Here is a 14,271-nt window from a genome sequence, read left to right as displayed (position 1 = left end):
GCCATATTGACACCTTTCACGGGCTTGGCAAAAAAATTGTACCACCGCACGCGGTTTATCAAAGTAAACAATGGCAAAGGAAAAGAAAGCGAATAATAAGCAAGAACAGAACGAAGTATTGGAAGCTGAAAAGCAAACTGCCACTGAAGAAGCTGTAGCCGAGAAGGAACAGGAAAATGAGCAGGAACAAGAACTTTCGGCAGAGGAGAAACTCGCTATAGAACTCGATGAAGCCAAAGACAAATACCTAAGGCTATATTCAGAGTTCGAGAACTTTAGAAGAAGAAGCGCCAAAGAAAGAATAGAGTTAATTTCAACGGCCTCTTCCGATCTTATTAAGGAACTTCTGCCAACAATAGATGATTTTGAAAGAGCGAAAAAGGCCAACGAAAATCAGGAAGATGTGGCAGTGCTTAAAGAAGGTTTCGACCTTATTTCATCCAAGCTTTTTAAGGCCCTCGAGTCTAAAGGGTTGAAGGTAATGGAGACAGAAAAGGGAACCGATTTCGATGCCGATTTACATGAGGCAGTAACACAGTTTCCGGTGGAAGACGAATCATTGAAAGGTAAAATTATAGACACGGTAGAGAAAGGATACTATCTGGGAGACAAGGTAATTCGTTTCGCTAAAGTGGTGATAGGAGCTTAATATGGCAAAAAGAGACTACTACGAAATACTGGGCGTAAGCAAAAATGCTACTGACGATGAGCTAAAGAAGGCCTATCGGAAGATGGCAATAAAATATCACCCGGATAAAAACCCGGACGATAAAGAGGCGGAAGAAAAGTTTAAAGAAGCTGCCGAAGCTTATGAAGTCTTGAGCAACAAAGAAAAGAGAGCTCAATACGACAGATTTGGCCATGAAGGTATGCGTGGTGGCTTTGGTGGAGCCGGTGGCGGCATGAATATGGAAGATATCTTCTCCCAGTTTGGAGATATCTTTGGCGGGGGAAGTCCATTTGAAAGTTTCTTTGGAGGAGGCGGAGGCCGAAGACAGCGAAAAGGCACCAACCTGCGCATTAAACTAAAGCTCACCCTCGATGAAATAGCCAACGGTGTTGAGAAGAAGATAAAAGTAAACCGTTTGGTCAATGCCGAAGGAGTAACCTACAAAACTTGTAGTACCTGTGGAGGCTCTGGCCAAATGAAGAAAGTAGTAAATACTATGCTTGGCCAAATGGTGTCGGCCAGCACTTGCCATACCTGCAACGGTTCAGGACAAACCATCGATAAAAGACCTCCGGGTGTAGATAGTACCGGACTGGAAATGAAAGAGGAGGTTATTCCTATTAAAATTCCGGCCGGTGTAGCCGAAGGCATGCAGTTGTCTATGTCGGGCAAAGGAAATATGGCCCCCGGTGGGGGAGCTCCGGGCGACTTGCTCATTGTAATTGAAGAAATAGAAGATGAGCAGCTCAAAAGAGACGGCAACAATGTGGTTTATGACCTGTACGTGAGCTTTATAGATGCTGCCCTCGGTGGCAGTATGGAGGTGCCCACAATTGACGGTAAAGTGAGAATTAAAATAGACCCGGGCACTCAGAGTGGCAAAATTTTACGTCTTCGTGGCAAAGGGATAAAAGATATTAATGGTTACGGCAAAGGAGACCAACTCATTCATGTAAATGTTTGGACTCCCAAAAACCTATCGAAGGAGGAAACGGAAACTCTGGAAAAACTAAGGCACTCCGATAACTTCAGGCCTAATCCGGGAAAAGGAGAAAAAGGCTTCTTCGAGAAGATTAAGGAGTTCTTTTAACGTATTATATTGAGGCTGCCTCAAAGGCCAGGTGTGTGTCGCCCTGAACTGGCCTGTCGGTAGACAAGTTCAGAATGACGAGCTTTGCGGCTTTTGAGACAGCCTCTTTTCTATGTAGATTCCCTCCAACTCAGGAATGACAGGTTGCTTTTTTTAGCCCCACAAAAAACTTCTAACTATTTTCAGGTAATTCCCGTATTATTCGGTTTGTAATTGATTGCAACCCAACGTTTAAACAAACCGTAAGCAAGAGCATGCAAAAAATACTTTTTCTGTTGGCCATTATAGGAGCAGTTGGAATTGAAGGGCTGGCACAGACAAAGAAACACTTTACTGTAGAAGCAAACCCAGCGTGCGAGAAAGTTAACTTTCTGCTCAAAGCATCTTCCGGTACCTGCGAAATAAGAACCCGGCTGGGTGAATTACCCATAAATATTATGGGGCATCACAATGAAGACTACATTTCTTCCGATTTCGGACAGCGCATGGAGGGCAGTACCCTGCACACCTGGCTTAGCTTAAAAGACAACGGAAACGAAGGTTTTGGTGCCAAACTCTCCAAAATATTCGGTAAGAAGACTACCGATGAGGAAAACTACTGGAACATTTACTTTACCGATTTCAGGCCATACAGGCTCGATTTGAACTATGGCGTAGGTAAGGCATATATAGACCTCTCCGATATTGCCGTAGAAGACTGCCGTATTACTTCCGGTAATGCCCATGTAAAAGTTGGCTATCTCTCCAAAGTTCAAAACCGTATGGAAATGGATACTTTCATGGTGTCTGTAGACTTAGGAGATGTTGAAATTGAACGCCTTGACTTGGCTCGTGCAAGAAGTATTCTGGCCGAAGTGGGTTTTGGTTCGTTGGTACTGGACTTTGAAGAACAACCTCAGGTTTCGAGTGATATATGGGCCAGAGTGGGGGCCGGAAGCCTAACCATTAACCTGCCTTCTAACGAAGTTCCAGTAATTGTTCGAATGAAAGATACCTCCTACAGAAAGCTTAAGCTTCCTTCAGGATACGAAAAAGTTCGTGAAAACGTATTTGTGAGCCCCGGCTATAATACAGGAGCCCAAAACATTCTTACATTCAATATAGATCTCTCCATGGGCAGTGTGGTCTTTACCAACGACTGATATTCGCAAACACCATATGCCACCAAGCGGTAAGATATTCCGCTTACGCTATTCATCTGTGTCAGTTCTTCTTATTTGTTCAAATTAGATTGGGCTTTTTAGGGTAAGCACTCAAAAGGTACTAACTTTTATTCCAACTAAAACTCAACAATTTTGAACATCTTAGAGGCCAATCATGTCACCAAGCGGTATGCAGAGCATACTGCCCTCAATGACGTTAGCATTAGCATTCCTAAGCAGTCAATATTCGGCTTGCTAGGTCCCAATGGGGCAGGAAAAACAACCCTCATTCGTATTGTTAACCAAATAATTATGGCCGATGAAGGTCAGGTTTTGATCAACGGAGAAAAGCTTGAACCCAAACATATTGGCGTAATAGGATATTTGCCCGAAGAGCGAGGGCTATACAAAAAAATGAAGGTAGGGGAGCAGTTACTCTATCTGGCTCAGCTCAAAGGGTTGTCTACCCCTGAAGCAAAAAGGAGAATTAAATTCTGGCTCGATAAGCTCGGATTATACGATTGGGCCGGCAAAAAGGTAGAAGACCTATCTAAAGGTATGGCACAAAAAATTCAGTTTATAGCCACTGTGTTGCACGAGCCTCAATTACTTATTTTAGATGAGCCCTTTTCAGGTTTCGACCCGGTAAATGCCAATCTCATAAAAGACGAAATTTTTGAGCTTAGAGAAAAAGGTGCTACCGTAATCTTCTCCACCCACCGAATGGAATCTGTTGAACAGCTGTGCGACCATATTGCGCTTATCAATAAATCACAGAAAATACTGGATGGTCCTAAGAACGATATCCGAAACTCCTATAAACTCAATCAGTATGAGGTAACCTTTAAAGGAACCCTTCAGTCGGGTGTTAGCCTTTCCGTACTCAAAGAGGAGGTGTCAGATATGGGGCTCAATAAGGCCATAATTGAATCTAAAAATGGAGAGTCGCCCAACGAATTGCTTAAAGAGCTCATCAACAAAATAGAAGTCCACTCCTTCGTGGAAATCATTCCATCAATCAACGATATATTCATCAACATTGTAAAAGGAGGTCAATCATGAAACAGATTTTCTTAGTACTTAAAAGAGAGTATTTAACTCGGGTTAAAAAGAAGTCGTTTCTTCTGGCCACCCTTCTGACACCGCTGGTATTGCCAACCATAATTTTTGCCATTGTCTATTTCTCAACCAAAGACAAAGACTCCCGGCACGATGAGATTTTGGTATTAGATGAGAGCGGCTATTTCTCAGAGGTATTCGATGCCAGTGGCTATGATTTTACCTATGTTACCGGAGACCTTGAAGAGCGAAAGAAAACCTTTCAGACGGAGGGCGCTTTTGGGTTGCTCTACATTCCATCGCTCGATTTGTCTGACATTTCAGTAACTCGGTTTGAAGGTTTTCAGTTTTACTCAGAAACCAATCCAAGCATTCGCACCATGGAACGTCTGGAGCGTTCTATTGAAACCCGCCTGGAAGATCTGAAACTTCAAAGATCAGGGTTGGATCAGGACATTATCAGTAAGCTTCAGGTAAACGCTAACCTTACGACATATAACATTACAGAAGAAGGGGAAGCCAAAGAAAGTAACAGTGGTTTAAGCTTTGCCATTGGCTATGGTACCGGCTTTCTCATTTACATGTTCATATTCGTTTACGGATCGCAGATTATGCAATCCGTTCTTGATGAAAAAACCAGCCGTATTGTTGAGGTAATTGTTTCTTCAGTAAGACCTTTTCAGCTTATGATGGGCAAGGTACTTGGAGTGGGAGCTGTGGGCTTCACTCAGTTGCTCATTTGGATAGTGCTCATTGCTACACTTTCTACGGTAGGCTTGGGTATTTTGGCGGGAAACAGTGATGTGCTCATGGAGGCGGCTTCGCAGCAGGTTCCTCAAGAGGCCCTTACTCAACAGCAGGAAATGGCTGCCAAAATAACTGCCATGATTGCCACGGTGCCCGTAACCAAGATTCTACTGTGCTTTCTTTTTTATTTTCTTGGAGCATACTTTCTCTACGGAGCGCTTTATGCGGCAGTGGGCTCTGCTGTAGATAGCCTGCAAGATGCACAGCAGTTTATGTTCCCAATAGTAATACCCATTATTGCCTCTATAATGGCCATGTTCTTTGTGCTAGACGATCCCAATGGCGGAATGGCCATAACCCTTTCTTTAATTCCGTTTACCTCACCAATTATAATGATGGCCAGAATACCATTTGGTGTTCCCGATTGGCAGTTGGCTTTGTCTATGGTACTGCTTATTGCCGGCTTTGTAGGTGCCATTTATGTGGCAGGAAGAATTTACAGAATTGGAATTCTGATGTATGGAGTAAAAGTAAACTGGAAGATTATGAAAAAGTGGTTTACCATGAAGGTGTAACCACCCCTTATTGTATCATCCAAGAAAAGGCTATCTGGGAAGTAGAAATTTACTCCCGATAGCCTTTTCCTTTTTGTGAATGCACCAGTGTCTGAAGGAGTTCTTAAGTAACCGTTGATCAAATTTTTTTACTCCCTGTGTTTCAAACCACAGAAAGTGCGTTGTGTACTATAATTATTAACCAAAACTCAGCTTAACTTCAGGAATATGTGCCATGAGAAAGTCGCTCTGTTTCCGCCTAAATTAAAATTTGGCAACTCATCAATAATCTTATCTAATACGCTAATTTTCAGCAATATTGAACAACTATCCTAAGACTAAGAACTAATTAAAGTGAAGAAATTACTGCAATTTAAACTGCCGTTTGCCTCTCGCTTCTCTCTTTGTATTGCGCTCTTTTTTTGTGGTTTGCTCATGCAAAACCAGAGCTGGGCGCAGTTGGTATCGGGCAAAGTAGTGAGCGAAGAGACCAAGGCTTCTGTGCCCTACGCCAGTATTAAGCTAATTGGGCCGGAATATGCCAATAGAAGAGTTGGTGTTTCGGCCGATGAGAACGGCTTATTTACCCTGGCCATATCTAAGTTTCCGGTAACTCTCGAAATTACTTCAGTAGGTTATTTGCCTAAGCAGATAAACCTGGTGAAAGCCGAGCAAAACCTCATTATTCAGTTGGAGCCGGGCGATGTGGTGCTACAAGAAATGGTTTTTTCGGCCGAAAAAATAACCGAAGAGGAGCTCCGGTCTCCTATTCAAATTGAAAAGCTGACCGTGAAGGAGCTCACCAATACAGCCTCATTCAATTTTTATGATGCCGTGGTTAACCTCAAAGGTGTGGATGTGGCTACTCAGAGTATAGTAATTAATACCGTTAATACCCGAGGGTTTAATTCCAATACCAATCTTCGCTTCAGACAGTTTACTGATGGAATTGATGGTCAGGCACCGGGGCTTGGCTTTTCGCTTGGCAATATTGTGGGCCCCAGTGGACTGGACATTGAGTCGGTAGAGCTTATTCCCGGCCCAACCACTTCTAAATATGGTCCAGGAGCATTTAACGGTGTGCTGGATATGCGTACCAGAAATCCTTTTGATTATCGTGGGTTGAGTTTTGAGGTGAAAGGAGCCACTTTAGGTTCTGATCCGTACGATCAGAGCTTTATTAGCCTTGGAACCGACTTTTTAGGAGAAGCATCCTTTCGCTATGCTAATGCTATAAAAAACAAAGTAGGCTTTAAAGTGAACGGCTCAGTGCTTTCGGGGGTAGACTTTAAGGCTGTGAACTATGATAATATTGGCCCTGGAGCTGCATTTGAAGATACCCACTCCATAAGCAACCAGAGTATCAATGTGGTTAACCATTATGGAGACGATAGAGCGGCACTTTTGGTTGTACCAGTGAGGGTAACCCCACCCAATATGGATGGCCTTACACAGGTTTCCTTAAGAGATACGGCCTTTTTCGTGACCCGCAAAGGATACAGAGAAGAAGACCTGGTGAACTATAACGCACAGAACATAAAGCTTAATGGTTCACTTCACGTTAAACTTACCCCTAAGACTGAATTGGTGATGGCTTCCTTTTTTGGCAAAGCTTCAACCATGATTACCGGAGACGATCGAATAGCCCTGCGTGACTTTGAGATTCAGCAACATAAGGTGGAAGTAACCAACGAGAAGTTCAATATTAGAGGGTATACCACCATGCAAGATGCCGGAAATACCTACAATGTTGGGCGGCTGGCCGAAGTAATGATTCAGACAGCTAAACCCGATGCTGCCTGGTATAACCAATACAGAAACCTTTACATTGCCGGAAGAGGCAATTACCAAACCGTGAGAAATATAGCAGACTCGGGTTTTCCCGGAGGCAGTGGCTATGAGAGCCGGTACAAACCGGGTACAGAGCGGTTTGATTCGCTGCGTCAGGTAGTCATTAACTCCATTGATCCGCGAAACGGAGCCAGGATTTTCGATAAGTCAAGATTGTATCACGTAGAGGCCAGTGCTAAGCTCAATGCCTGGGAAGACTTTTTCGATTCTTTCGAAGTAGGTGCCAGTGCCAGAATGTATGACCCGGAGTCGAGAGGGACCATCTTTACAGATAGTATTGGCAATGACGTAACTAACTTTGAGTATGGAGCCTTTGCAGAAATGAGCCATAAGATAGACAGCCGCACCGATGCTACTGCTTCTTTGCGGGTAGATAAAAACGAGAACTTTAACATCATTACCAGCCAGCGTATTTCGGCAGTAAGAGAAATTAAGCCCAATACCTTTGTGCGTGGCTCCCTGCAGCGCGGTCAACGTTTGCCAAACATCCGCGAGCAGTTCTTTAACCAGAACCTTGGAGACCTCACCATTGTAGGAGGCTTGCCCGAGGTAGTCGATCAGTACGATCTACAGAACAATGCTTTTTTAGAAAGCGCACTCAATAAATACAATCAGGCCATAGGAAGTGAGATTAACAGAATACTGGCTCAACCCAATGGGCAGGTCAATGTAGAAAGTCTGAAATACCGCTACCTGAGCATTCTGGAAGATGGAATTATAGGTACTGATCAGTTCAATGGCATAAAGCCCGAAACCATTACCAGTTTCGAGGTAGGCTTCAGGAGTTTGGTAGAGTCCAAACGCTTGTTCGAAGCTATTTTATACGTTAACCACTACCGTAATTTTATTGGAGTTACCCGGGTAATTAAGCCAAGGACCAGTCCGCTTACCGACTTGACTTTGGCGGCAGAGCAAGCCAACAACCCTGGTACAAGCGATCAATACTATGTTTCTGACAACTCCAGAAACGCAATTATTACTCAGGGGCTTGAACTGGTTTATGATGTAACCAGCGATGAAGGGACCAACTTTGTGGTCAATACTACTTTTGCCAACATAATTCAGAACACTGACGACCCACTTACCCCCGGTTTTAATACACCGTCTTTCAAGCTTAACCTCACCCTTGGTCACGACCGGATAAGTAAGAACTTCGGAGGCAAAGTTTCCTGGAGGTATCGTTCGGCTTACGATTGGGAAAGCAACTTTGTAGACGGCCGTATACCGGGCTACAATACTTTCGATTTTCAGATGACCTACAGAATTCCGAAGATTTATGGGGCCATTCGTTTTGGTGGAAATAATGTGCTCAACAATGCACAGTTCAATGCATTTGGCGGTCCGGAGATTACCGCATTCTATTATTTGTCTTTTGGGTTTGATCCATTCTAAAGTGCTGAGCAATGAGAACAATTAAAATGAACCGAAATATTTTAGCAGCTATAGCCTTGCTTTTGGTAGTGGGTAGTTGCAGCTATGAATTTCCTGAGCCTCCGGAAGAAACCGTTGGCCAGCTCGAGAGTGCCGACATTTCTAAAACCGTTTTTGTAGGAGGTACTCTACTGAGTGGTGTACACAATGGTGCCTTAACCACAGAATTTGCTCAATACTCTTTGCCACAGGTTTTTCTAAATCATTTTGAGGGAAACAGCAGTGCCAACTGGCAGAACTTTTCGCCTGCCGTAGAAAGCACTAATGGATTTAACATATATGAGAATACACTTTTGAGCGAAACGGTGGGGCAATACGACTTGTTTTACCCAACTGCTGATACTACCGATTTTAAGCGGACAACTACAGAAGGCGAGGCCTTTGCCTATAACAATGCCGGTGGAGAGATATTAAACTTTTCTTTTCCTAAGGCACAGTTACTGGATTTAACAGAGACCAATACTTCCAACCCGTTCATCGCATCATTCAATGTGGGCAATACATCGGTGGTTCAGGCTGCCGTAGCCCAAGACCCTACATTCTTTGTACTCAATCTGGGCTATGAAGATGTATTGGCCTACGCCATGAAGGGAGCAGAGGGGGCTGCATCGTTGACAGACGCCAGCAACTATAATCCGGGAGACATGCCTTCCGTAGCTCTTTTCGAAAGTAAGTTCAATGAGGTGGTAGATGCCTTCCTGCAGGCAAACCCCAATACCAAAGGGGCTGTTTTCAATCTGCCCGACCTGCTCAAGCTGCCCTACTTCATAGAGTTAAGGTTCGACCTTACTCCATACGTGAAAGGTACGCCCAAACTTAACCGAATAAGAAGCGAGGCTTCCCAATACAATCAGAGCCTTGATAATTATTATCGACAGAATCCGAATATCCCGTTTGAAGACAGAAGACCTTATTTGGATTTTGCAGCAGACCGAGAGTTCAATTGGGGTATTTTGGTTATCGATGAAGACTTACCGGAAGCGTATTATTCTAATGGGCAGCCCATACCTAAAGTAAGGCATCTGAAGAGAGAAGAGCGTGTGTTCTATCCCGCAGAAAACTTTTTGAGAACCACCAAAGGTCATTTGCCAGGCAATGCACTTAGCGAGGAGGAGTATCTTAAAGAAGAAGATATTGAACTCATAACCAACCGAATTGCAGCCTATAACCAGGTAATAGCCAACAAAGTAGCTCAGTCTAATGGCCGATTGGCTCTCATCGATACACATGCCTATTATGAGAAGCTCTATGAGGGTCTCAACCTATTGCTCAACAGAAAGCCTAATGGAGTAGATATTGAAGGGGTGAATTTCTTTCCCGGTATTTCCAAGTTCGGCATATTTTCGGCCGATGGACTAAACCTTAACCCAAGAGGAAATGCCCTAATGACTTCGATACTTATAGAAACATTAGAAACTACTTTTGGAGGAGACTTAAAAAATGTAGACCCTAATGCCTACAAGGGTACTCCAATAAGGGCAGCCACTTCAGGAAACTAATTCAACAGAATAATCAAAAAGAGGCTGTCTCAGAAGCCGGTTGAGCGTCACCCTGAACTTGCCTGTCTGCGGGTAGACAAGTTTAGAATAGCAAATTTTGGAGCTTTGAGACAGCCTCTTTCTTTTTTTAGGCCGTAGGTGAGTTAATAGCCACTGACCAGCAAGGTTTTGCTGAAGTTTTATCAATTGAAACCGATTTGGGGATTGTTAAAAATGCTACTTCTTAAAACATGCCCTGCTCCTGAACGTTTTCGAAATGCATATTTTCATTACTTTCCTGTATGCATAACCCTTTTAAAGGTTCATTGAAGATCGACTTTTACACCAATCAGTCTAAAATCAAATGGTTTATACTTTTGGTGGCCATTATTATTGGCACAGGCTCAATAGTATACACCAATGAGTTGGTAGATCGCCTAAAAAAAGGAGAGGAGGAAAAAATAAAGCTTTGGGCAGAGGCCGTTGAGTTTTCAGGCTCCTCTCTGGTCGATGAATCTGCGCTTACTTTCATCTCTTCCAACATTATTACCCCCGACAACACCTTGCCTGTGATACTGGTCGACTCCGCCTCGCAAGAAATATTGCTCTCCAGAAATGTTGTTGATTCTACGGCTTCTATCTATAAACGAGAGCGGCAGTTGGAGAAGACGCTTGAGAAAATGAAGCGCGAAAATGAACCTTTCCCTATTATGGTTCGCAATGCCACAGATGGTAGTCTGGCCGATATACAATACGTTTACTACCGCAACTCCTATATTTTGCGGCAGCTGAGAGCCTATCCGTACATACAGCTGAGTGTGATTGCCATATTTGCGTTTATCGCCTATTTGGCATTTTCTTATAGCCGCAGGGCCGAACAGAACAGGGTTTGGGTGGGAATGGCTAAAGAAACGGCCCACCAGTTGGGTACGCCACTTTCGTCATTAATGGCCTGGTTAGAATACCTCAAAGCTATGCCCGAGCTGAAAGACAAACAAGAACTTGTGCAGGAATTGGACAAAGATGTTGAACGTCTGGAACGAATAACCGCCAGATTTTCTAACATTGGCTCCTTGCCGGTTTTAAAATCCGAGCCTGTAGAGCAGGTTATAGATCATTGCCTTGCGTATCTTAAACCCCGTTTGTCGTCTAAGGTGCACATGAGCATAGAGGCAAAAGAACCCAACCTTATGGCCCAAATAAACAAGCCTTTGTTTGAATGGGTGGTAGAAAACATAGTGAAAAATGGAGTAGACGCTATGAGTGGCATTGGTCAAATTAAGGTGGTGATTGGTCGCGATTCTACTCATGAGGTGTTTGTAGATATTTCAGACAATGGAAAGGGCATACCCAAAAGCAAGCTGAACGATGTGTTTAAGCCGGGTTATACCACCAAAAAGAGAGGATGGGGTTTAGGTCTGGCCCTAGCCAGGCGAATTATTGAAAATTACCATCAGGGAAAGATTTTTGTAAAGTCCTCTCAGATAGATATTGGAACTACATTTCGTATTCTTTTGAGGGCGTAGAAAGCTCTCAAATTAAGCCCTCTATTTTCAACATAACCTTTTGGTTTAAAAGTTAATCCGCTTACCTTTGCACCCAGAAAAAATAACCCCATTTTTCCTTTCTATAAAGATTAACAGATGGCGAATATTGGAAAGATCACGCAGGTAATTGGCCCCGTTGTAGACGTTAGCTTCGATGCTGAAGGCGCCAAATTGCCAAACATCCTTGATGCATTAGAAGTAACAAAAGAAAACGGCCAGGTAGTGGTGTTGGAGTGCCAGCAGCACCTGGGTGAAGACAGAGTGAGAACCATTGCGATGGATTCATCTGAAGGTTTAACCCGAGGCATGGACGTTGTAGATACAGGTTCACCAATTGCAGTGCCTATTGGCGATGACATTAAAGGTAGACTGTTCAACGTGGTAGGTCAGGCCATCGATGGTATAGATCAGCCAAAAGGAGACAAAAAGCTGCCTATTCACAGACCTGCTCCAAAATTCGAAGATCTTTCTACATCTACAGAAGTACTTTTCACCGGTATTAAGGTAATCGACCTGATTGAGCCTTATGCTAAAGGTGGTAAAATTGGATTGTTCGGTGGTGCCGGTGTAGGTAAAACCGTATTGATTCAGGAACTTATCAATAACATTGCAAAGGCATACTCAGGACTATCTGTATTTGCCGGTGTGGGTGAAAGAACAAGGGAAGGAAACGACTTGCTTCGTGAGATGATCGAGTCTGGCATTGTAACCTACGGTGAAGACTTTATGCACTCTATGGAAGAAGGCGGATGGGATTTGACCAAAGTAGACAAAGAAAAATTGGCAGAGTCTAAAGCTACCTTCGTGTTCGGTCAGATGAACGAGCCTCCGGGTGCAAGAGCCCGTGTAGCCCTTTCCGGACTAACCATTGCCGAATACTTCCGTGATGGAGATGGCGAAGGTCAAGGAAAAGATATTCTGTTCTTTATCGATAATATTTTCCGTTTCACTCAGGCAGGTTCTGAGGTGTCGGCCCTTCTTGGTCGTATGCCTTCTGCGGTAGGATATCAGCCTACACTGGCCACTGAAATGGGTGCCATGCAGGAGCGAATTACTTCCACAAAGAATGGTTCAATTACTTCTGTTCAGGCTGTTTATGTACCTGCGGATGACTTAACTGACCCTGCTCCGGCAACTACCTTTGCTCACTTGGATGCTACCACGGTACTTTCAAGAAAAATTGCTGAGCTGGGAATTTATCCTGCGGTAGATCCGCTCGATTCAACGTCAAGAATCCTGACTCCGGATATTCTCGGTGAAGATCACTATAACTGTGCTCAGCGAGTAAAAGAGACTCTTCAGCGATACAAAGAGCTTCAGGATATTATTGCTATTCTTGGTATGGACGAGCTTTCTGATGAAGATAAGCTTGTAGTTTCAAGAGCCAGAAGAGTGCAGCGATTCCTTTCTCAACCATTCCACGTAGCCGAGCAATTTACCGGTCTTAAAGGAGTATTGGTTGATATTAAAGATACCATCAAAGGATTTAACGAAATCCTCGATGGTAAGCACGATGATCTTCCTGAGGCGGCTTTCAACCTGGTAGGTACCATTGAAGAAGCCCGAGCTAAAGGAGAAAGACTGTTGGCCGAAGCTGCTAAATAATTGTGGCTATGCTATTAGAAGTTGTAACACCCGATAAGAAGGTTTTCGAAGGAGAAGCCAATGCGGTAACTTTTCCCGGAAGCGATGGTGAGTTTCAGGTATTAAGCGGACACGCCCCAATGATTTCTGCACTGGGCAGAGGTAAACTAACAATTAAAGCCTCCGGCAAAGAAGATGTAGTTATTATTGACGGTGGAGTGGTTGAAGTACTCAACAACAAAGTGGTGGTACTGGCCGAATCAGTAATCGAAGAGTAATTACTTAAGCAATATTTAGAGCAAAAGAGGCTGTCTCAAAAGCTTTAAAGCTTTTGAGACAGCCTCTTTTTTTGTGCTCATACGATTTAATGCCCAATACTAATTGCCTGTTTGCCTATGATTTGTTCGAACAAGGGCCTATAAGACGACCCGTTGAGATATAAATCCGGATGGTGGGTTGCTAATGTTTTAAATTAGATAGCTTGGACACTTTATAAGCACCATGAACCCCATAGTATTTCCATTTAACCAACCCACAAGACCTAATTTTTCAGAGATTGTCTATTATGAAGGGTTCTTTACCGCTAGTGACATAGAGAGAATAAAAAGCATGTGGGACTCTGAGAATGAGGAAAAGGCTACGCTGAGTGGAACTAAGGAAGGAACAGATGACACACTACGGAAGACCAAGGTAACCTTTGTTAAGGAACAACCAGATAGTATTTGGCTTTACCATAGGCTGGGAGAGTTAGGCATACGGTGCAACCATGAACGATATGGGTATGATTTGCTCGGCTTTCACCATGAGCTCCAACTGGCCAGATACGGTGTTGGCGACTTCTTTGATTGGCACATGGATTTTGGTGCCGGTGAAATCTCGCATCGAAAGTTGAGTATTTCAGTTCAGTTATCCGGTTCTGAGGAATATGAAGGTGGAGACCTTCAGTTCATGATCAATCAGAATGCAGTAAGTGTACCCAGAACTAAGGGAACTGTAGTAATATTTCCCTCCTTTATACTTCATAGAGTAACTCCAATCACCCAAGGTCTTAGACAGTCCGTAGTGGCTTGGTTGGCAGGGCCGCCATATAGATAATTTAGATTTCGGATTTTCAGATG

Annotated in this window: 11 protein-coding genes; all 11 read left to right on the top strand. The window is 43.6% G+C overall.

Annotated elements, in window-relative coordinates; all coding sequences use genetic code 11:
* Window positions 1–70 precede the first annotated feature (70 nt).
* The gene (locus IE164_RS01695) at window positions 71–649 is read left to right on the top strand and encodes a nucleotide exchange factor GrpE (RefSeq protein WP_189628453.1); all 579 of its coding nucleotides are present in this window, start codon (window positions 71–73) and stop codon (window positions 647–649) included.
* Window position 650: 1 nt separating this feature from the next.
* Complete coding sequence (gene dnaJ, locus IE164_RS01690) at window positions 651–1,760, top strand: molecular chaperone DnaJ (RefSeq protein ID WP_189628452.1); 1,110 nt, start codon at window positions 651–653, stop codon at window positions 1,758–1,760.
* Between the two features lie 254 nt (window positions 1,761–2,014).
* Window positions 2,015–2,902: a toast rack family protein gene (locus IE164_RS01685; protein ID WP_189628451.1), complete on the top strand. Its 888-nt coding sequence runs from the start codon at window positions 2,015–2,017 to the stop codon at window positions 2,900–2,902.
* Window positions 2,903–3,055: 153 nt separating this feature from the next.
* The gene (locus IE164_RS01680; protein WP_370298736.1) at window positions 3,056–3,964 is read left to right on the top strand and encodes an ABC transporter ATP-binding protein; all 909 of its coding nucleotides are present in this window, start codon (window positions 3,056–3,058) and stop codon (window positions 3,962–3,964) included.
* On the top strand, window positions 3,961–5,283 hold the full coding sequence (locus IE164_RS01675) for an ABC transporter permease (RefSeq protein WP_189628450.1): 1,323 nt from the start codon (window positions 3,961–3,963) through the stop codon (window positions 5,281–5,283). The genes IE164_RS01680 and IE164_RS01675 overlap by 4 nt, the downstream gene beginning before the upstream one ends.
* Window positions 5,284–5,616: 333 nt before the next feature.
* The gene (locus tag IE164_RS01670) at window positions 5,617–8,505 is read left to right on the top strand and encodes a TonB-dependent receptor (protein WP_189628449.1); all 2,889 of its coding nucleotides are present in this window, start codon (window positions 5,617–5,619) and stop codon (window positions 8,503–8,505) included.
* 11 nt (window positions 8,506–8,516) lie between these two features.
* Complete coding sequence (locus IE164_RS01665) at window positions 8,517–10,043, top strand: hypothetical protein (protein ID WP_189628448.1); 1,527 nt, start codon at window positions 8,517–8,519, stop codon at window positions 10,041–10,043.
* 281 nt (window positions 10,044–10,324) lie between these two features.
* Complete coding sequence (locus IE164_RS01660; protein ID WP_189628447.1) at window positions 10,325–11,548, top strand: sensor histidine kinase; 1,224 nt, start codon at window positions 10,325–10,327, stop codon at window positions 11,546–11,548.
* Window positions 11,549–11,665: 117 nt separating this feature from the next.
* The gene (atpD, locus tag IE164_RS01655; RefSeq protein WP_189628446.1) at window positions 11,666–13,174 is read left to right on the top strand and encodes a F0F1 ATP synthase subunit beta; all 1,509 of its coding nucleotides are present in this window, start codon (window positions 11,666–11,668) and stop codon (window positions 13,172–13,174) included.
* Window positions 13,175–13,182: 8 nt separating this feature from the next.
* Window positions 13,183–13,431 carry an ATP synthase F1 subunit epsilon gene (gene atpC, locus IE164_RS01650; protein WP_189628445.1) on the top strand — a complete coding sequence of 83 codons (249 nt, stop codon included), beginning with the start codon at window positions 13,183–13,185 and terminating at the stop codon, window positions 13,429–13,431.
* Window positions 13,432–13,654: 223 nt separating this feature from the next.
* Window positions 13,655–14,248, top strand: a complete 594-nt coding sequence (locus IE164_RS01645) for a 2OG-Fe(II) oxygenase (protein WP_189628444.1) — start codon at window positions 13,655–13,657, stop codon at window positions 14,246–14,248.
* Window positions 14,249–14,271: the final 23 nt, after the last annotated feature.

This window comes from Roseivirga thermotolerans (genome assembly GCF_014653175.1).
In the GTDB taxonomy this organism is placed as follows: Bacteria; Bacteroidota; Bacteroidia; order Cytophagales; family Cyclobacteriaceae; genus Roseivirga; species Roseivirga thermotolerans.
Note: the sequence above shows the minus strand (reverse complement) of the source record. Positions and strands in the feature narration are given on the sequence as shown.